The organism is Leclercia sp. CFBP8987 (genome assembly GCF_034044995.2).
Lineage (GTDB): Bacteria > Pseudomonadota > Gammaproteobacteria > Enterobacterales > Enterobacteriaceae > Enterobacter > Enterobacter tamurae.
The window spans coordinates 4,264,960-4,284,992 of record NZ_CM188255.1 but is presented as its reverse complement, the minus strand read 5'-3'; the positions used below and the strand labels follow the sequence as shown (position 1 = coordinate 4,284,992).

At 55.2% G+C, this 20,033-nt stretch carries 16 protein-coding genes and 2 tRNA genes; 13 read left to right on the top strand and 5 right to left on the bottom strand.

What is annotated here, in order from left to right:
- The first annotated feature begins 10 nt into the window (after positions 1 to 10).
- Positions 11 to 97, top strand: a tRNA-Leu gene (locus SOM40_RS20580).
- Positions 98 to 279: 182 nt separating this feature from the next.
- On the opposite strand, the gene argG is transcribed toward SOM40_RS20580, so the two are convergent.
- Positions 280 to 1,626, bottom strand: a complete 1,347-nt coding sequence (argG, locus tag SOM40_RS20575) for an argininosuccinate synthase (protein ID WP_225760117.1) — start codon at positions 1,624 to 1,626, stop codon at positions 280 to 282.
- A gap of 286 nt (positions 1,627 to 1,912) precedes the next feature.
- On the opposite strand from argG, the gene SOM40_RS20570 reads away from it, so the two are divergent.
- The 12 genes from SOM40_RS20570 to mtr all read left to right on the top strand — a co-directional run bounded on the left by SOM40_RS20570 (position 1,913) and on the right by mtr (position 15,606).
- A tRNA-Met gene (locus SOM40_RS20570) sits at positions 1,913 to 1,989 on the top strand.
- Positions 1,990 to 2,196: 207 nt separating this feature from the next.
- Positions 2,197 to 2,649 carry a ribosome maturation factor RimP gene (gene rimP / locus SOM40_RS20565; RefSeq protein WP_142487237.1) on the top strand — a complete coding sequence of 151 codons (453 nt, stop codon included), beginning with the start codon at positions 2,197 to 2,199 and terminating at the stop codon, positions 2,647 to 2,649.
- A 27-nt stretch (positions 2,650 to 2,676) separates the two neighbouring features.
- Positions 2,677 to 4,164, top strand: coding sequence for a transcription termination factor NusA (gene nusA / locus SOM40_RS20560; RefSeq protein WP_106994811.1), 1,488 nt, complete (start codon positions 2,677 to 2,679; stop codon positions 4,162 to 4,164).
- A gap of 24 nt (positions 4,165 to 4,188) precedes the next feature.
- A complete protein-coding gene (gene infB / locus SOM40_RS20555) occupies positions 4,189 to 6,879 on the top strand; it encodes a translation initiation factor IF-2 (protein WP_106994810.1) in 2,691 nt (896 codons plus the stop codon).
- 93 nt (positions 6,880 to 6,972) lie between these two features.
- On the top strand, positions 6,973 to 7,374 hold the full coding sequence (gene rbfA / locus SOM40_RS20550; RefSeq protein ID WP_059307112.1) for a 30S ribosome-binding factor RbfA: 402 nt from the start codon (positions 6,973 to 6,975) through the stop codon (positions 7,372 to 7,374).
- Positions 7,374 to 8,318, top strand: a complete 945-nt coding sequence (gene truB / locus SOM40_RS20545; RefSeq protein ID WP_320531075.1) for a tRNA pseudouridine(55) synthase TruB — start codon at positions 7,374 to 7,376, stop codon at positions 8,316 to 8,318. The genes rbfA and truB overlap by 1 nt, the downstream gene beginning before the upstream one ends.
- Positions 8,319 to 8,470: 152 nt before the next feature.
- Entirely contained in the window at positions 8,471 to 8,740 is a 270-nt protein-coding gene (gene rpsO / locus SOM40_RS20540; RefSeq protein ID WP_106994808.1) for a 30S ribosomal protein S15, read from the top strand.
- A 241-nt stretch (positions 8,741 to 8,981) separates the two neighbouring features.
- Complete coding sequence (gene pnp / locus SOM40_RS20535) at positions 8,982 to 11,114, top strand: polyribonucleotide nucleotidyltransferase (RefSeq protein ID WP_106994807.1); 2,133 nt, start codon at positions 8,982 to 8,984, stop codon at positions 11,112 to 11,114.
- A 110-nt stretch (positions 11,115 to 11,224) separates the two neighbouring features.
- Positions 11,225 to 12,109, top strand: coding sequence for a lipoprotein NlpI (gene nlpI / locus SOM40_RS20530; RefSeq protein ID WP_059307114.1), 885 nt, complete (start codon positions 11,225 to 11,227; stop codon positions 12,107 to 12,109).
- Positions 12,110 to 12,217: 108 nt separating this feature from the next.
- Positions 12,218 to 12,298, top strand: a complete 81-nt coding sequence (gene yrbN / locus SOM40_RS20525) for a protein YrbN (RefSeq protein ID WP_098946273.1) — start codon at positions 12,218 to 12,220, stop codon at positions 12,296 to 12,298.
- Positions 12,291 to 14,219, top strand: a complete 1,929-nt coding sequence (locus tag SOM40_RS20520) for a DEAD/DEAH family ATP-dependent RNA helicase (protein WP_320531076.1) — start codon at positions 12,291 to 12,293, stop codon at positions 14,217 to 14,219. The genes yrbN and SOM40_RS20520 overlap by 8 nt, the downstream gene beginning before the upstream one ends.
- A 142-nt stretch (positions 14,220 to 14,361) precedes the next feature.
- A complete protein-coding gene (gene mtr / locus SOM40_RS20515; protein ID WP_225760119.1) occupies positions 14,362 to 15,606 on the top strand; it encodes a tryptophan permease in 1,245 nt (414 codons plus the stop codon).
- 91 nt (positions 15,607 to 15,697) lie between these two features.
- On the opposite strand, the gene SOM40_RS20510 is transcribed toward mtr, so the two are convergent.
- The 4 genes from SOM40_RS20510 to ubiU all read right to left on the bottom strand — a co-directional run bounded on the left by SOM40_RS20510 (position 15,698) and on the right by ubiU (position 19,963).
- Positions 15,698 to 16,840, bottom strand: a complete 1,143-nt coding sequence (locus SOM40_RS20510) for an IS481 family transposase (RefSeq protein ID WP_422655540.1) — start codon at positions 16,838 to 16,840, stop codon at positions 15,698 to 15,700.
- A 154-nt stretch (positions 16,841 to 16,994) separates the two neighbouring features.
- Positions 16,995 to 18,002 carry a luciferase-like monooxygenase gene (locus SOM40_RS20505; protein WP_320531142.1) on the bottom strand — a complete coding sequence of 336 codons (1,008 nt, stop codon included), beginning with the start codon at positions 18,000 to 18,002 and terminating at the stop codon, positions 16,995 to 16,997.
- A gap of 78 nt (positions 18,003 to 18,080) precedes the next feature.
- On the bottom strand, positions 18,081 to 18,959 hold the full coding sequence (locus SOM40_RS20500) for a U32 family peptidase (protein WP_320531143.1): 879 nt from the start codon (positions 18,957 to 18,959) through the stop codon (positions 18,081 to 18,083).
- Positions 18,960 to 18,967: 8 nt separating this feature from the next.
- Entirely contained in the window at positions 18,968 to 19,963 is a 996-nt protein-coding gene (ubiU, locus tag SOM40_RS20495) for a ubiquinone anaerobic biosynthesis protein UbiU (RefSeq protein ID WP_106994802.1), read from the bottom strand.
- Positions 19,964 to 20,033: the final 70 nt, after the last annotated feature.

Genomic DNA, 20,033 nt, shown 5'->3' with positions numbered 1-20,033 from the left:
TAGTATCTGTGCTGAGGTGGTGGAATTGGTAGACACGCTACCTTGAGGTGGTAGTGCCCTAACGGGCTTGTGGGTTCGAGTCCCATCCTCAGTACCAATATTCCGAAGAAAAGACGTCGCAAGACGTCTTTTTTTTCGTCTGTAGTCTTATCTTTTCGTAGGCCCGGCAAGCTCAGCGCCGCCGGGCGAAAAGACGGCGGGGGCGCTGCGCTTGCCCGCCCTACAAAAGAGCATAAAAAAGGCGCCTTCAGGCGCCTTTTGCATTCGGTACAGTGATGATTACTTCTTATCGCTGTTTTCCAGATTCTCTACCTGCGGCAGGCCATTCCCCGTTGATACGGAGAGCAGACCGTTCTCGGTATAGGTGAACAGCTTGGCACGGGTATCGGTGATATCCAGATTGCGCATGGTCAACTGGCCAATACGATCGTCCGGCGAGAAGACCGAGTCACCTTTCTCCATGGTCAGACGCTCTGCCTGATAGGTCAGGTTGTCAGACACGGTGTTCAGAATGGAATAATCATTGCCACGACGCAGTTCCAGGGTCACTTCACCGGTAATTGCGCTTGCCACCCAACGCTGCAGAGCATCACGCAGCATCAGCGCCTGCGGATCGAACCAGCGACCCTGATACAGCAGTTTGCCCAGCTGGCGACCATGAGAGTGATACTGCTCAATGGTATCTTCGTTGTGAATACCGGTCAGCAGACGCTCATAAGCGATGTGCAGCAGCGCCATCCCCGGGGCTTCATAAATGCCACGGCTTTTCGCTTCGATGATACGGTTTTCGATCTGATCGCTCATCCCCAGACCGTGACGGCCGCCGATGCGGTTAGCTTCCAGCATCAGTTCTACATCATCAGAGAAGGTCTGGCCGTTCAGGGCAACCGGGTGGCCGCGTTCGAAACGTACGGTCACTTCTTCTACCTGGATTTTGACGTTTTCGTCCCAGAACTTCACGCCCATGATCGGGTTAACGATCTTCACGCTGGAGTTCAGGAATTCCAGGTCTTTTGCTTCGTGTGTCGCACCCAGCATGTTGGAGTCGGTGGAGTAAGCTTTCTCCACTGACATTTTGTAGTCAAAGCCACAGGCGATCATAAATTCGGACATTTCGTGACGGCCACCGAGTTCGTCGATGAAGTCAGTATCCAGCCACGGCTTGTAGATCTGCAGTTCGGCGTTGGTCAGCAGGCCATAACGGTAGAAACGCTCAATGTCGTTGCCTTTATAGGTGCTGCCATCACCCCAGATGTTGACGCCATCGTCTTTCATCGCGGCAACCAGCATGGTGCCGGTAACGGCACGGCCCAGCGGGGTGGTGTTAAAATAGGTCAGGCCACCGGTGGTATTATGGAAAGCGCCACACTGGATGGCAGCGATACCTTCGGCAACCAGCTGCTTACGGCAGTCAATCAGGCGTGCGTTCTCTGCACCGTACTCCATGGCACGACGAGGGATCGCATCATAATCGTCCTCATCTGGCTGACCCAGGTTCGCAGTATATGCATAAGGAACCGCTCCCTTCTGGCGCATCCACAGCAGTGCAGCGCTGGTATCCAGGCCGCCTGAAAAAGCGATGCCAATACGTTGTCCTTGCGGAAGATGCTTGAGAATCGTCGTCATAAAATAAAACCCTGCTTGATTGACTGATGAGTGATCGCTTTCACCCTGAATGCATTTTTATGCAGAATAAGTGAGTTTTCATTTAATCATCTTTTGGCAAGCACCGAAAGCAATTCGTGTATTTTTTGTAAAAATTTCCCGCCGGAATCGCTGCAGTTGGCAGGGTTGACAGAGGGCGTCCACTATCAATATACTGAACGCCGATTTTACGTCCCGTCCTCGGTACCAAATCCCAGCATTATTTGCATTTTTTACCCACAAAGAGTAGAATTTGCCACGTTTCAGGCGCGGGGTGGAGCAGCCTGGTAGCTCGTCGGGCTCATAACCCGAAGGTCGTCGGTTCAAATCCGGCCCCCGCAACCACTTTCCTATAAAGTCCTTTTTCAAATATACTGTGAAGACTTAGCGCCTTCGTAGCTGGATTTGAAAAAATTCTTTTTGAAAGTGCTCCAGGCCACTGTTGTGGCTATAGGGTTCAGTTATCTAAAGCCCCGATTTATCGGGGTTTTTTGTTATCTGACTACAGAATAACTGGGCTTTATGCCCTTTTTTTACGTCTTGGGGGTGGGCTTGTCCACATTAGACCAAAAATTAACAGAGATGATTAAGGCACCAGTCGAAGCACTGGGCTACGAACTGGTCGGCATCGAATTTATTCGCAGCCGTACATCCACGCTGCGCATCTATATTGATAGTGAAGATGGCATCAATGTTGATGATTGTGCTGATGTTAGCCACCAGGTGAGTGCGGTTCTTGATGTTGAAGATCCTATTACCGTCGCCTATAACCTGGAAGTTTCCTCGCCTGGTCTGCATCGCCCGCTGTTTACTGCTGAACACTACACGCACTACATTGGTGAAGAAGCGGCTCTCGTCCTGCGAATGGCTGTACAAAACCGCCGTAAATGGCAGGGCGTTATTAAGGCCGTTGACGGTGAGATGATCACAGTAACAGTCGAAGGCAAAGATGAAGTGTTCGCGCTGAGTAATATCCAGAAGGCGAACCTGGTTCCCCACTTTTAACAGTCTGGATGAGGTGAAAAGCCCGCGATGAACAAAGAAATTTTGGCTGTTGTTGAAGCCGTCTCCAACGAAAAATCACTGCCGCGCGAGAAGATTTTTGAAGCGCTGGAAAGTGCACTGGCTACGGCAACCAAGAAAAAATACGAACAAGAGATCGATGTTCGCGTAGAAATCGATCGTAAGAGCGGCGACTTCGATACCTTCCGTCGTTGGGTTATCGTTGAAGAAGTGACCCAGCCAACGAAAGAGATCACTCTGGAAGCGGCGCGTTATGAAGATGAAAGTCTGAACGTTGACGATTACGTTGAAGATCAGATCGAATCCGTCACCTTCGACCGTATCACCACCCAGACTGCTAAACAGGTTATCGTACAGAAAGTTCGTGAAGCTGAGCGCGCCATGGTCGTTGACCAGTTCCGCGAACACGAAGGTGAGATCATCACCGGCGTAGTGAAGAAAGTTAACCGCGACAATATCTCCCTGGATCTGGGTAGCAACGCTGAAGCTGTCATTCTGCGTGAAGATATGCTGCCACGTGAAAACTTCCGTCCGGGTGACCGTATTCGCGGCGTACTCTATTCCGTGCGTCCAGAAGCGCGTGGCGCACAGCTGTTCGTGACCCGTTCTAAACCTGAAATGCTGATCGAACTGTTCCGCATTGAAGTGCCAGAAATTGGCGAAGAAGTGATCGAGATTAAAGCCGCTGCCCGCGATCCGGGTTCCCGTGCGAAAATCGCGGTGAAAACCAACGACAAGCGTATTGACCCGGTAGGGGCTTGCGTCGGTATGCGTGGCGCACGTGTTCAGGCTGTTTCGACTGAACTGGGTGGCGAGCGTATAGATATCGTCCTGTGGGACGACAACCCGGCGCAGTTCGTGATTAACGCGATGGCACCGGCTGATGTTGCGTCTATCGTGGTAGACGAAGATAAGCACACCATGGATATCGCCGTTGAAGCTGGCAATCTGGCGCAGGCGATCGGCCGTAACGGTCAGAACGTGCGTCTGGCTTCACAGCTGAGCGGCTGGGAACTCAACGTGATGACCGTTGATGACCTGCAGGCTAAGCATCAGGCTGAAGCCCATGCAGCTATTGATACCTTTACCAAGTACCTGGACATTGACGAAGATTTCGCCACCGTTCTGGTTGAAGAAGGTTTCTCCACGCTGGAAGAACTGGCCTATGTGCCAATGAAAGAACTGCTGGAAATTGACGGCCTGGATGAAGCCACCGTTGAAGCCCTGCGTGACCGCGCTAAAAACGCACTGACCACCCTGGCACTGGCTCAGGAAGAAAGCCTTGGTGATAACAAGCCGGCTGATGACCTGCTGAATCTGGAAGGTCTTGATCGTGCGATTGCGTTCAAGCTGGCTGCCCGTGGTGTTTGTACGCTGGAAGATCTCGCTGAACAAGGCGTTGATGACCTGGCTGATATCGAAGGTTTAACCGACGAGAAAGCCGGCGAGCTCATCATGGCCGCACGTAATATTTGCTGGTTCGGCGACGAAGCGTAATAAACTGTAGCAGGAAGGAACAGCATGACTGATGTAACTGTAAAAACGCTGGCTGCTGAGATTCAGACTTCCGTGGACCGCCTGGTACAGCAATTTGCTGATGCAGGGATCCCGAAGTCTGCTGATGACTCAGTGACCGCGCAAGAGAAACAAACCTTATTATCGCACCTGAACCGTGAACACGGCTCGGCGCCTGATAAACTGACGTTACAGCGTAAAACACGCAGTACGTTAAATGTTCCAGGTACCGGTGGAAAAAGCAAATCGGTACAAATCGAAGTCCGCAAGACACGCACCTTTGTAAAACGTGATCCGCAAGAGGCTGAACGCCTTGCCGCGGAAGAGCAGGCGCAGCGTGAAGCGGAAGAACAAGCTCAGCGTGAGGCGGAAGCAACCGCCAAACGTGAGGCAGAATTAAAAGCTGAACGTGAGGCCGCAGAAAAAGCGAAGCGCGATGCCAGTGATAAAGCGAAGCGTGACGCGGCGGAAAAAGACAAAGTGAGCAATCAACAGACTGACGAAATGACCAAAACTGCCCAGACGGAAAAAGCCCGTCGTGAAAATGAAGCTGCCGAGCTGAAGCGTAAAGCGGAAGAAGAAGCTCGCCGTAAGCTGGAAGAAGACGCACGTCGTGTTGCTGAAGAAGCGCGCCGTATGGCAGAAGAGAACGAGAAGAACGGTGTGAATCCTGTTGAGCAGACAGAAGACACCAGTGATTATCACGTGACTACTTCTCAGCATGCGCGCCAGGCAGAAGACGAAAACGACCGTGAAGTTGAAGGTGGTCGTAGCCGTACCCGTACCGCATCAAAAACTGCCCGTCCTCAGAAGAAGGGCAACAAGCACGCTGAATCCAAAGCCGATCGCGAAGAAGCGCGTGCAGCGGGTCGCGGTGGTAAAGGTGGTAAGCGTAAAGGTTCCGCTCTGCAGCAAGGCTTCCAGAAGCCAGCTCAGGCTGTTAACCGTGACGTTATCATCGGCGAAACCATCACCGTTGGCGAGCTGGCGAACAAGATGGCCGTTAAAGGCTCTCAGGTCATCAAAGCGATGATGAAGCTGGGTGCAATGGCGACCATCAACCAGGTTATCGACCAGGAAACCGCACAGCTGGTTGCCGAAGAGATGGGCCACAAAGTTATCCTGCGTCGTGAAAACGAGCTGGAAGAAGCGGTAATGAGCGACCGTGACACTGGCGCAGCGGCTGAACCGCGTGCACCGGTTGTAACCATCATGGGTCACGTTGACCACGGTAAAACCTCTCTGCTGGACTACATTCGTTCTACGAAAGTGGCCTCCGGCGAAGCAGGCGGCATTACCCAGCACATCGGTGCCTACCACGTAGAAACCGACAACGGGATGATCACCTTCCTGGATACCCCGGGCCACGCCGCGTTTACCTCCATGCGTGCTCGTGGTGCTCAGGCGACGGATATTGTTGTTCTGGTGGTTGCAGCAGACGATGGCGTGATGCCGCAGACTATCGAAGCAATCCAGCACGCGAAAGCGGCGCAGGTGCCTCTGGTCGTTGCAGTGAACAAAATCGATAAGCCAGAAGCGGACATGGATCGCGTTAAAAACGAACTGTCCCAGTACGGTGTTATGCCGGAAGAGTGGGGCGGTGAGTCTCAGTTCATCCCGGTTTCTGCAAAAGTGGGTACCGGTATCGATGACCTGCTGAACGCTATCCTGCTGCAGGCTGAAGTTCTGGAGCTGAAAGCGGTTCGCAATGGTATGGCGAGCGGTGCGGTGATCGAATCCTTCCTGGATAAAGGTCGTGGCCCGGTTGCTACCGTTCTGGTACGTGAAGGTACCCTGAACAAAGGCGACATCGTGCTGTGTGGCTTCGAATATGGCCGTGTTCGTGCAATGCGTGACGAACTGGGTCGTGAAGTGCTGGAAGCAGGTCCGTCCATTCCGGTGGAAATCCTCGGTCTGTCCGGTGTTCCGGCTGCCGGTGATGAAGTGACCGTTGTACGTGACGAGAAGAAAGCGCGTGAAGTTGCGCTGTATCGTCAGGGCAAATTCCGTGAAGTTAAACTGGCTCGCCAGCAGAAATCTAAACTCGAGAACATGTTTGCCAACATGACCGAAGGCGAAGTTCACGAAGTGAACGTCGTTCTGAAGGCCGACGTTCAGGGTTCTGTGGAAGCGATCTCCGACTCTTTACTGAAACTGTCTACCGACGAAGTGAAAGTGAAGATCATCGGTTCTGGCGTAGGTGGTATCACCGAAACCGACGCAACCCTGGCTGCAGCGTCCAACGCAATTCTGGTTGGCTTCAACGTCCGTGCCGATGCTTCTGCGCGTCGCGTGATCGAAGCGGAAAGCCTGGATCTGCGTTACTACTCCGTCATCTATCACCTGATCGACGAAGTGAAAGCGGCAATGAGCGGTATGCTGTCTCCGGAACTGAAACAGCAGATCATCGGTCTGGCTGAAGTACGTGACGTGTTCAAATCACCGAAATTTGGTGCGATCGCGGGCTGTATGGTTACCGAAGGTAACATCAAGCGTCACAACCCAATCCGCGTTCTGCGTGACAACGTGGTTATCTATGAAGGCGAGCTGGAATCCCTGCGCCGCTTCAAAGATGACGTTAACGAAGTCCGTAACGGCATGGAATGTGGTATCGGCGTGAAGAACTACAACGACGTTCGCGTTGGCGACATGATCGAAGTGTTCGAGATCATCGAGATCCAGCGTACCATCGCTTAATCTGCGTAGAATGTAGGCCGGGATCGCCTCGCGCCACCCGGCAAGAATTAACAAAAGGGGCTTAGAGCCCCTTTTTTGTCTGGAGAATTTATTATGGCGAAAGAATTTGGTCGCCCGCAGCGCGTTGCTCAAGAGATGCAAAAAGAGATCGCAATCATCCTGCAGCGCGAAATTAAAGACCCACGCCTGGGCATGATGACAACGGTATCCGGGGTTGAAGTATCCCGCGATCTGGCCTATGCCAAAGTGTTTGTGACTTTCCTGAATGACCAGGATGAAGCGGCAGTTAAGCTGGGTATCAAAGCCCTGCAGGATGCCTCTGGTTTTATCCGCTCTCTGCTGGGCAAAGCTATGCGCCTGCGTATCGTGCCGGAACTGACCTTCTTCTATGATAACTCATTGGTTGAAGGGATGCGCATGTCCAACCTGGTCACCAGCGTGGTGAAGCAGGATGATGAGCGTCGTGTGAACCCGGACGATAACAAGGAGGACTAATGAGTCGTCCTCGTCGTCGCGGTCGCGACGTGCACGGCGTGCTGCTGCTGGATAAGCACCAGGGTGCCTCCAGCAATGACGTGCTGCAAAAAGTAAAGCGTCTCTATAATGCCAACCGCGCCGGTCATACCGGTGCGCTGGATCCGCTGGCGACCGGCATGCTGCCGGTTTGCCTGGGCGAAGCGACGAAGTTTTCCCAGTATCTGCTGGATTCCGATAAACGTTACCGCGTGATTGCGAAGCTGGGTCAGCGCACGGATACCTCCGATGCGGACGGCCAGGTGGTCGAAGAGCGTCCGGTGACGTTCAGCGGCGATCAGCTTGAGGCGGCGCTGGAAAGTTTCCGCGGCGACACCGAGCAGGTGCCGTCGATGTATTCCGCACTGAAATACCAGGGCAAAAAACTCTATGAGTATGCACGCCAGGGTATCGAGGTGCCGCGCGAAGCCCGTCCGATTACGGTGTATGAACTGCTGTTCATTCGTCATGAAGGCGATGAGCTGGAGCTGGAAGTCCACTGCTCAAAAGGCACGTACATCCGAACCATCATTGACGATCTGGGTGAAAAGCTGGGCTGTGGCGCGCACGTGATCTATCTGCGCCGTCTGGCCGTCAGTAAGTATCCTGCAGAACGGATGGTGACGCTGGAGCAGCTGCAGGCGCTGGTTGAGCAGGCTCATGAGCAGGGTATTGATGCTGCCGAGTTGCTGGACCCACTGTTAATGCCGATGGACAGTCCAGCTTCGGACTACCCGGTCGTCAATCTGCCGCTGACCTCGTCCGTTTACTTCAAAAACGGTAACCCGGTGCGCACCACCGACGTCCCTTATCAAGGGCTGGTTCGCGTTACGGAAGGCGACGACAACACCTTTATCGGTATGGGTGAAATTGACGACGAAGGTCGTGTTGCACCGCGCCGTCTGGTGGTCGAATATCCGGCATAAGCTGACGCCTTACCTTGCGATAACCAGGGGAGGCGGGTAGAATATTGCCGCTTAACGTCTGTTGAATTGTTTAACAATTGGCAAGCGTTATACATGGGATAGCTGAATTAGAGATCGGCATCCTTTCATTCTTTATACTTTGGAGTTTTAAAATGTCTCTAAGCGTTGAAGCTAAAGCTAAAATCGTTTCTGAGTTTGGTCGTGATGCTAACGACAGCGGTTCTACTGAAGTTCAGGTTGCACTGCTGACTGCACAGATTAACCACCTGCAGGGTCACTTTGCAGAGCACAAAAAAGATCACCACAGCCGTCGTGGTCTGCTGCGTATGGTTTCTCAGCGTCGTAAACTGCTCGACTACCTGAAACGTAAAGATGTTGCACGCTACACCTCGCTGATCGAGCGTCTGGGTCTGCGTCGCTAAGTCTTGCGAGTTTCAGAAAAGGGGGCCTTATGGCCCCTTTTTTCAACCAGACCGCAGCAATTCACTGGAAACTAATGTATTGTTGCTATAAATGATCTTCATTGCAGAGGTTCGCGCGGCTAATGAGAGGCTTCACCCATGGGGGTGTCGGTTGTCATTAGTCGCGAGGATGCGAAGAAGGTCCGGTTAAACGTCAGCACGCCTCTGGTGTGCTGTCATTCATTTAAGAAAGGACAGAATCTTGCTGAATCCGATCGTTCGTAAATTCCAGTATGGTCAACACACCGTCACGCTGGAAACCGGCATGATGGCGCGTCAGGCCACTGCTGCTGTTATGGTAAGCATGGATGACACCGCGGTATTCGTAACCGTGGTTGGCCAGAAAAAAGCAAAACCAGGTCAGGACTTCTTCCCGCTGACCGTTAACTACCAGGAGCGTACCTACGCTGCCGGTAAAATCCCGGGTGGTTTCTTCCGTCGTGAAGGCCGTCCAAGCGAAGGCGAAACCCTGATCGCGCGTCTGATTGACCGCCCGGTTCGCCCGCTGTTCCCGGAAGGCTTCGTAAACGAAGTTCAGGTTATCGCGACCGTTGTTTCCGTTAACCCACAGGTTAACCCGGACATCGTGGCGATGATCGGCGCATCTGCAGCCCTGTCCCTGTCTGGTATTCCATTCAACGGTCCAATCGGTTCTGCTCGCGTGGGTTACATCAACGACCAGTACGTTCTGAACCCAACTCAGGACGAGCTGAAAGAGAGCAAGCTGGACCTGGTTGTTGCCGGTACCGAAGCGGCAGTACTGATGGTTGAATCCGAAGCAGAACTGCTGAGCGAAGACCAGATGCTGGGCGCGGTGGTCTTTGGCCACGAGCAGCAGCAGATCGTTATCCAGAACATCAACGACCTGGTGAAAGAAGCCGGTAAACCACGTTGGGACTGGCAGCCAGAAGCAGTGAACGAAGCGCTGAACGCGCGCGTTGCTGCGCAGGCTGAAGCCCGTCTGAGCGATGCTTACCGCATCACCGACAAGCAGGAGCGTTATGCTCAGGTTGACGTCATCAAATCTGAAACCATCGCTACGCTGGTTGCAGAAGATGAGTCCCTGGATGCGAACGAGCTGAGCGAAATTCTGCACGCGATCGAGAAAAACGTTGTTCGTAGCCGCGTTCTGGCTGGCGAGCCGCGTATCGATGGCCGTGAAAAAGACATGATCCGTGGTCTGGATGTGCGTACTGGCGTGCTGCCACGTACTCACGGTTCCGCACTCTTCACCCGTGGTGAAACTCAGGCGCTGGTAACTGCGACCCTGGGTACTGCCCGTGACGCACAGAACATCGACGAACTGATGGGCGAGCGCACTGACAGCTTCCTGTTCCACTACAACTTCCCTCCGTACTCCGTCGGTGAGACCGGTATGGTGGGTTCACCTAAGCGTCGTGAAATTGGTCACGGTCGTCTGGCGAAGCGCGGCGTGCTGGCAGTGATGCCAGATGCTGACAAATTCCCGTACACCGTTCGCGTGGTTTCTGAAATCACCGAATCTAACGGTTCTTCTTCTATGGCTTCCGTGTGTGGTGCTTCTCTGGCACTGATGGACGCAGGTGTTCCGGTGAAAGCGGCCGTTGCGGGTATCGCAATGGGTCTGGTGAAAGAAGGCGACAACTACGTTGTTCTGTCTGACATCCTGGGCGACGAAGATCACCTGGGTGATATGGACTTCAAAGTTGCGGGTTCCCGCGAAGGTATCTCTGCTCTGCAGATGGATATCAAAATTGAAGGCATCACCAAAGAGATCATGCATGCTGCGCTGAACCAGGCGAAAGGTGCACGTCTGCACATCCTGAGCGTGATGGAACAGGCGATTAACGCGCCACGTGGCGACATTTCTCAGTTCGCACCGCGTATCCATACCATCAAGATCAGCCCGGACAAGATCAAAGACGTTATCGGTAAAGGCGGTTCTGTTATCCGTGCTCTGACCGAAGAGACCGGCACCACCATCGAAATCGAAGATGACGGTACTGTGAAGATCGCAGCGACCGACGGCGAGAAAGCGAAATTCGCTATTCGTCGTATCGAAGAGATCACTGCAGAGATCGAAGTGGGCCGTATCTACAGCGGTAAAGTGACCCGTATCGTTGACTTTGGCGCATTCGTTGCCATCGGTGGCGGTAAAGAAGGTCTGGTTCACATCTCTCAGATCGCTGACAAGCGCGTTGAGAAAGTGACCGATTACCTGCAGATGGGTCAGGAAGTTCCGGTTAAAGTTCTGGAAGTTGACCGTCAGGGCCGTATCCGTCTGAGCATTAAAGAAGCGACTGAGCAGTCATCTGCCGCTGCACCGGAAGCTCCGGCAGCAGAACAGGGCGAGTAAGGTTGCTGTTTGCCCTCCGCGCAAGCGGGGGGCTTGTTATCAGGCAGGACGCCTTGTTGAGCCGCCGGGGGACAGGACGTTCATCCAATAGTTGTCTTCGGGAGTGGGAAATGAAGCCTTTTCTGCGCTGGTGTTTCGTTGCGACAGCTTTGACGCTGGCAGGATGCAGCAACTCTGCCTGGCGTAAAAGTGAAGTCCTCGCAGTGCCACTGCAACCGACTTTGCAGCAGGAAGTGATTCTGGCACGCATGGAACAAATTCTTGCCAGTCGGGCTTTAACCGATGACGAACGCGCACAGCTTTTATATGAGCGCGGAGTGTTGTATGATAGTCTCGGTCTGAGGGCACTAGCGCGAAATGATTTTTCACAAGCGTTGGCGATCCGACCGGATATGCCTGAAGTATTCAATTACTTAGGCATTTATTTAACGCAGGCAGGCAATTTTGATGCTGCCTATGAAGCGTTTGATTCTGTACTTGAGCTTGATCCAACTTACAACTACGCGCACTTGAATCGCGGGATCGCCCTGTATTACGGCGGTCGTGACAAGTTAGCGCAAGATGATCTGCTAGCGTTTTATCAAGACGATCCTAACGACCCTTTCCGTAGCCTGTGGCTTTACATTGTTGAGCAGAAGCTCGATGCAAAGCAGGCCAAAGACGCGTTAAACCAACGCTTCGAAAAATCGGACAAGGAACAGTGGGGATGGAATATTGTCGAGTTCTACCTGGGCAACATCAGCGAAGCAACGCTGATGGAAAAGCTCAAGGCAGACGCAACGGATAACACCTCGCTCGCTGAGCATCTCAGTGAAACCAACTTCTATTTAGGTAAGTACTACCTAAGTCTGGGGGATATGGACAGCGCCACGGCACTGTTCAAATTAGCGGTTGCTAACAACGTACACAACTATGTTGAGCACCGTTATGCATTGTTGGAATTATCGCTCTTGGGCCAGGAGCACGACGACCTGGCAGAATCGGACCAGCAATAGCTGACGTCAACACATCAGCCCATAATCATTTTTTGATTGTCATCATCTTAACGGGTGAGGGCGTTGTTGTTCGTCAATACACCTACTTTGAGCCGGTTCACACTTTCAATGAAAATTACCGAAAATTTTCACGATGAGTTATGTAGACTGGCCGCCATTAATATCGAGGCACTTGTACTACATGGCTGAATTCGAAACCACTTTTGCAGATCTGGGCCTGAAGGCTCCTATCCTTGAATCCCTTAACGATCTGGGTTACGAAAAACCATCTCCGATCCAGGCAGAATGCATCCCGCATTTACTCGCCGGTCGTGACGTGCTGGGCATGGCCCAGACTGGTAGCGGTAAAACCGCAGCGTTCTCGCTGCCGCTGCTGAACAACATCGATCCGGACCTGCGTGCACCGCAGATCCTCGTGCTCGCTCCGACCCGTGAACTGGCTGTTCAGGTAGCGGAAGCGATGACTGAATTCTCTAAACATATGCGCGGCGTAAACGTGGTTGCCCTGTACGGCGGCCAGCGTTATGACGTGCAGTTACGCGCCCTGCGTCAGGGTCCACAGATCGTCGTCGGTACCCCGGGTCGTCTGCTGGATCACCTGAAACGCGGTACGCTGGATCTCTCTAAACTGAGCGGTCTGGTACTGGATGAAGCTGACGAAATGCTCCGCATGGGCTTCATCGAAGACGTAGAAACTATCATGGCGCAGATCCCGGAAGGTCATCAGACCGCTCTGTTCTCTGCAACTATGCCGGAAGCGATCCGTCGCATTACCCGTCGCTTCATGAAGGATCCGCAGGAAGTGCGTATCCAGTCCAGCGTCACCACTCGCCCGGACATCAGCCAGAGCTACTGGTCTGTATACGGTATGCGTAAAAACGAAGCGCTGGTGCGTTTCCTGGAAGCAGAAGATTTTGATGCGGCGATCATCTTCGTTCGTACCAAAAATGCGACCCTGGAAGTGGCTGAAGCCCTGGAGCGTAGCGGCTACAACAGCGCCGCGCTGAACGGCGACATGAACCAGGCCCTGCGTGAGCAGACTCTGGAGCGTCTGAAAGACGGTCGTCTGGATATCCTGATTGCAACCGACGTGGCAGCACGTGGTCTGGACGTTGAGCGTATCAGTCTGGTTGTTAACTATGACATCCCGATGGACTCCGAGTCTTACGTTCACCGTATCGGCCGTACCGGTCGTGCAGGTCGTGCGGGCCGTGCGCTGCTGTTCGTTGAGAACCGCGAGCGTCGTCTGCTGCGTAACATCGAACGCACCATGAAGCTGACCATTCCAGAAGCTGACCTGCCTAACGCAGATCTGCTGGGCAAACGCCGCCTGGAAAAATTCGCCGCGAAAGTACAGCAGCAGCTGGAAAGCAGCGATCTGGATCAGTACCGTGCGCTGCTGGCGCAGATCCAGCCAACCGCTGAAGGCGAAGAGCTGGATATGGAAACGCTGGCTGCCGCTCTGCTGAAGATGGCGCAGGGTGAACGTTCCCTGATCGTGCCACCAGATGCGCCGATGCGTCCTAAGCGTGAATTCCGTGACCGTGACGAGCGTTTCGAACGTCGTGGCGACCGTAATGACCGCAACGATCGTGGCCCACGTGGCGACCGTCCAGAGCGTGGTGGTGAAGACCGTCCACGTCGCGAACGTCGTGACGCTGGTGAGATGGAACTGTACCGCATTGAAGTAGGCCGTGATGATGGCGTTGAAGTTCGTCATATCGTTGGCGCGATCGCTAACGAAGGCGACATCAGCAGCCGTTACATCGGTAACATCAAGCTGTTCGGTACCCACTCCACCATCGAGCTGCCAAAAGGTATGCCGGGCGACGTGCTGCAGCACTTCACTCGTACCCGCATTCTGAACAAGCCGATGAACATGCAGCTGATGGGTGATGCCCAGCCGCGTCCGGACCGTGGTCCGCGTCGTGAAGGCGATCGTCCTGCTGGCCGTGGCTTCGGTGGCGGTGAGCGTCGTGAAGGCGGTCGTGGTCCTCGTCGTGAAGGCGCTGCACCAGCTGGTGCAGGTCGTTTCAGCGGTGAGCGTCGTGAAAACCGCGGCCCACGTCGTGAAGATGGCGGTGCACCTACCCGTCGTCGTGACGCGTAAGCCTTACGCTTCAGTCGTAAAGTAATATATACAGCCCCGATAGCGATATCGGGGCTTTTTTTATTCCCTTTGTACTATTGTACTGGTACAGTGCAGCACATTAAGATGCAGGTCCCAAATTTTTGACTGGAGAATAGGCTGTATGGCGACACTAACCACCACCCAAACGTCACCCTCACTGCTCGGCGGTGTGGTGATCATCGGCGGTACCATCATTGGCGCAGGGATGTTCTCTCTGCCGGTGGTGATGTCCGGGGCGTGGTTCTTCTGGTCGCTGGCAGCACTGGTCTTCACCTGGTTCTGTATGTTGCACTCCGGCCTGATGATCCTCGAAGCTAACCTGAACTACCGCATTGGATCGAGCTTCGACACCATCACCCGCGACCTGCTCGGCAAACGCTGGAATATCGTCAACGGCATCTCCATTGCCTTTGTGCTCTATATCCTGACTTACGCCTATATCTCGGCGAGTGGTTCGATTCTGCACCACACCTTCTCGGAGATGTCGCTGGATGTTCCGGCGCGGCTGGCGGGTCTCTGCTTTGCTCTGGCTGTGGCATTTATCGTCTGGATGAGCACCAAAGCGGTAAGTCGGATGACGGCCATTGTGCTGGGCGCAAAGGTCATCACCTTTTTCCTGACCTTCGGCAGCCTGCTGGGGCACGTCACCCCGGCCACGTTGTTTAATGTGGCCGAGAGCAATACCTCGTACTCGCCGTATCTGCTGATGACCCTGCCGTTCTGTCTGGCATCGTTTGGCTATCACGGCAACGTCCCGAGCCTGATGAAGTATTACGGTAAAGATCCGCGTACCATCACCCGCTGTCTGGTCTACGGCACGCTGCTGGCGCTGGGGTTATATGCCATCTGGTTGCTGGGGACGATGGGTAATATCCCGCGTCCGGAATTTATCGGCATCGCGCAGAAGGGCGGTAACATTGATGTGCTGGTGCAGGCGTTGAGCGGGGTGTTGAACAGCCGCAGCCTGGATCTGCTGCTGGTGATTTTCTCTAACTTTGCCGTGGCAAGTTCGTTCCTCGGCGTGACCCTGGGCCTGTTTGACTATCTGGCCGATCTTTGTGGCTTTGATGATTCGGCGATGGGCCGTCTGAAAACCGCGCTGCTGACCTTCCTGCCGCCGGTGATCGGTGGCCTGCTGTGGCCGAACGGTTTCCTGTATGCCATTGGCTATGCCGGGCTGGCGGCAACCATCTGGGCAGCGATTGTGCCGGCGCTGCTGGCGCGCAAATCACGTAAACGCTTCGGTAGCCCAAAATTCCGCGTCTGGGGCGGCAAGCCGATGATTGCGCTGATTCTGGTGTTCGGGGTTGGCAACGCGCTGGTGCACCTGCTGTCGAGTTTTAATCTGCTGCCGGTGTATCAGTAAATCGTGCGGCCTTAGCCCCTCACCCCGGCCCTCTCCCATGTACGGTCCGGGGACATGGTAGACAGGTGTTCGGGGACATGGTGAACACTTTTTAACATCCTTTACCCATGGTGATCGACTTTTTCTTCAGGTCGATCACCCCCACTTTCGTGCTGTACCACCACACCTCGTAACAACCGTCCTCCTGTGTCTCCCTCAGCCCCACCTGCTCGCCCCTGAACGCCTTGCCCGCGCTCAGACTGACACCCTTCACGCTCAGCTTCCCGCTGATATCCACCTTCCTGACCATCACGCCCCCGTCGTATTCCGGCGGTGTGGTGTGGCTGCGGTACTGCCGCACGGACGGCTGGTAGCGTGAGGCCGGAACCGCCATATCCAGCCCCTCATGGGGCCGTTCGAGGTTATACACCGTCCGCCAGTGGTCGAAGGCGCGCTGCAGCTCGCTGCTGTCCGCGAACCACTTACCCTGCAGGACTTCCGCCTTCAGGCTGCGGTGAAAACGCTCCAGCTTGCCCTGGGTCTGCGGATGGTAGGGCCGGGAGTGGCCCACCCGTATCCCCTGGCGCATCAGCCACAGCTCAAGCGCCGTCCAGGTGCCGGTGGTGTCGCCCCAGGGTGCGCCGTTGTCCATCGTCATCCGGTCCGGCAGGCCGTAGCGTTCAAACACCCCGACCAGTTGCTGCTGCACGGTCTCACGCCGTTCATCGGGGCAGTGCATCAGGCACAGGGAAAAACGGGAGTGGTCGTCCAGCAGGGTGAGCGGATGGCAGCGCCCGCCGCCGAAGGGAAAGTGGCCCTTGAAATCCATCTGCCAGAGCCGGTTCGGGGCCTCATGTTCGAACCGGCCTGTGGCCGGAACGCCCGGTGCCACACCCGGCAGCAGGCCGTGGCGGGCCATCAGGTTATGGACGGTGCTGAAGGCGGGCATGCGGTGGCCCTGGTCTTCCAGCCAGCGCTTGATCTTGCGGGCGCCCCAGCGTTCATGACGGGCATGGGCCATCCGCAGCAGGTCAGCGATGTCGTCTGATGAACGGTTGGGGGAATGACGGGGCGTACGGGGACGATCCTGAAGGCCGGATAAACCGTCCTCAGTCCAGCGATGAAGCCACTTGTAGCCGGTGGCAGGTGAGATGCCGTAGTGACGGCACAGTGCGCGGATGTTCGCCCCGTCCTGCGAGGCGAACAATACAAACTCGGTACGTAATGACATGGTATCTCTCGCATCCCAGGGCATAAGCGACTCCATAAACGGGTTCTTATGCCTCAGTTGTAAGTGTCTACCATGTCCCCGAACAAGTGTTCATGATGTCCCCGGACCGTACACCCAAAGGGAGAGGGAGAAAACCGTAGGCCCGGTAAGCGAAGCGCCACCGGGCAAAGGCAACAAACTACCCCACCAACTCTTCTTTCACCTGCATCGCCAGATCGAACGAATGCAGCCGCGCCTGGTGATCGAAAATCTGCCCGTTCACCATGATCTCGTCGGCCTGGGTTTCGCGCAGCACCGCTTCCAGCCCGTGGCGCACTTTCGCTTTATCACCCACCAGCGACATGCTCAACGCCTGCTGCACACCATACTGTTCTGACGCCGACCACAGCTGATGCATATTTTCTACCGGCGGCGGGAGTTGGCCTGTTTCGCCGCGGCGCAGCTTCATAAACGCCTGCTGCATAGAGGTAAACAGGAATTCTGCATCGCGGTTACTGTCGGCGGCAATGATGTTGATACAGACCATCGCGTACGGTTTTTCCAGTCGCGCCGAGGGTTTAAAGTTCGTGCGATAGAGATGCAGCGCCTGGTGCAGCATATCCGGCGCAAAGTGTGAGGCGAAGGCAAACGGCAGGCCCAGCTGGGCAGCCAGTTGGGCGCTGTACAGGCTCGAACCCAGCAGCCAGACCGGGATCTGCTCGCCGTAGCCCGGCACCGGGCGGACATGCGGGTTCGGGTCCTGCGCGTCGAACCAGTCCACCAGCTCCGCCACGTCGCGCGGGAAGTTGTCGATATCGCCACTCATATGACGGCGCAGCGCGCGCATGGTTGGCTGATCGCTGCCCGGCGCACGGCCCAGCCCCAGATCGATGCGGCCAGGGTAGAGGGTATTCAACGTGCCAAACTGTTCGGCAATCACCAGCGGGGCGTGGTTCGGCAGCATCACGCCGCCCGAGCCTAAATGCAGGGTAGTGGTATTGGCCGCCAGATAGCCGAGCAGCACCGAGGTGGCCGCACTGGCGATCCCGACCATATTGTGGTGCTCCGCCAGCCAGTAGCGACGATAACCGCGCTGTTCAGCCAGGCGGGCGAGATCCAGAGAGTGGGTAAAGGCTTCTCTTGCTGAGGAGCCTTCAGGGATCGGCGCCAGGTCCAGCACCGAAAACGGAATGGATTTATCAATCATAACAGCTCACTTTGTCGACGGTGAATCTTCAATATTGCATTAAAGTTTACTCATCATTGTTAACAAAGTGAGCCTTTTTTAGGCCTGCAGCTCCAGCCCGGCCAGACGTCGCCAGTAGCCGTTGCACTCGCTGTTGGCGGTCAACGACAGCGGGGCCGCGCCATTCTCGTTGGCGCGGAAGGCGTCAATCATGGCGAAGGTGTCCGGGCCTAATGGCGACAGACGCACCATATCCACCAGGCCGTGCATCGAGGCCAGCTCGTTGCCGAGGTTGTACACGTAGCCGCTCATGGTCTGAATACCGTTCAGGACAAACACCTGCTGATTCTCCTGCGACAGCACGCTGCGCCCGTTCGGGTACTTGATGCAGCAGGTTTCGCATTCGTCTTTCGGCAGGTTCTCTGAGCGCGCGGTAAAGCAGCGGGCGGAATAGGCCAGCGGCAGATGGCCGTAACTCAACACTTCCACTTCAAACTGATCGCGGATCCCCAGATCGTCGCACTGGGTCAGCAGGTTCACCAGCCAGTCGCGGGAAAGCTCCACCGGCATACACCAGCGGGTCATGCCCTGTTTAAGCAGCAGACGCAGGGTGACGGCGTTATAGCAGTTCAGCGCATGCCCGGCGACAAACGGCAGCTTGCGCTCGGCACACAGGTTCACCACGCCAAGATCGCTTGCTTCCAGCAGAAAGTCGCCGTTATCCACGTAGCGTTTCAGTTCGTTCAGTTCCGACGAGGCCTGCACCAGCGCCAGGGTGGAGAGCACCACCTGCTTGCCGCTGTCGGCCAGACTTTTCGCCATCTCCAGCCAGTCGCCGACTTTGGTGGCGCGACGCTTGCTGCACACCGCCTCACCGAGATAAATCACATCGGCCTGGCTGGTTGCCGCCTGCTGATAAAAATCTTCCAGCGTCTCTTTTGACCAGTAGTAGAGCACCGGTCCTAATGAATATTTCATGCGTTATCTCACTGCCATTTACGGTGATACGCGCCCAGCGTGGTCTGGGTACCTTCGGACATGGCGCCGAGGGTCTCCATCCATGCGGGCTGCGGGGCATATTGCTTTGGATCCGCCATGCAGCGATCGATCGCCTGACGCCACACTTTTGCCACCTGGCTGACGTACGCCGGGCTGCGCTGACGGCCTTCGATTTTCACCGATGCGATATTGGCCGCCAGCAGCTCCGGCAGCAGCTCCAGGGTATTGAGGCTGGTGGGCTCTTCCAGGGCATGATAGCGTTCGCCATCCACCAGATAGCGGCCTTTGCACAGCGTTGGATAACCGGCGTTTTCATCGTCCTGATAGCGGTCGATCAGCACCTCGTTCAGACGCGACTCCAGCCCCTGCGGAGTCTGCTGCCAGCGCACAAAGCGGGCCGGCGAGCAGGCGCCCACGGTGTTAGGGGATTCACCGGTCAGGTAGGAGGAGAGATAGCAGCGCCCTTCAGCCATAATGCACAGACTGCCAAAGGCAAAAACTTCCAGCGGCACTGGCGTGACGCGTGCCAGTTGCTTAACCTGATGAATAGACAGCACTCGCGGCAGCACCACGCGCGCCACGTCGAAGTGACGATGGTAAAAGCGAATGGCCTCTTCGTTGGTGGCCGATGCCTGAACCGAGACATGGCGCTCAATATGAGGGTAGCGTTCGGCGGCATACTCCAGCATGGCGAGGTCGGCAAGGATCAGCGCGTCGGCCCCCAGTTGCGCCGCCATATCCACCGCGCGCTGCCAGCGGTTATAACCGTCGGGGTGGGCAAAGGTATTAATGGCGATATGCAGCTTGCGGCGATGCTGGTGCACGAAGCTCACCGCTTCCTGCAGCTTTTTCTCGGTAAAATTGAGACCAGCGAAGTGACGGGCATTGGTATCGTCCTTCAGCCCGATATAAACCGCATCGGCGCCGTTTTCGATGGCCGCCTTAAGCGCCGGTAGATTTCCAGCAGGGCAGAGCAGCTCCATAATTTATCCTGACGTTCGCAGCCCCAGAGGGATGCAAAATTGTTATCGAACAGCGATTTTAATTAACCAT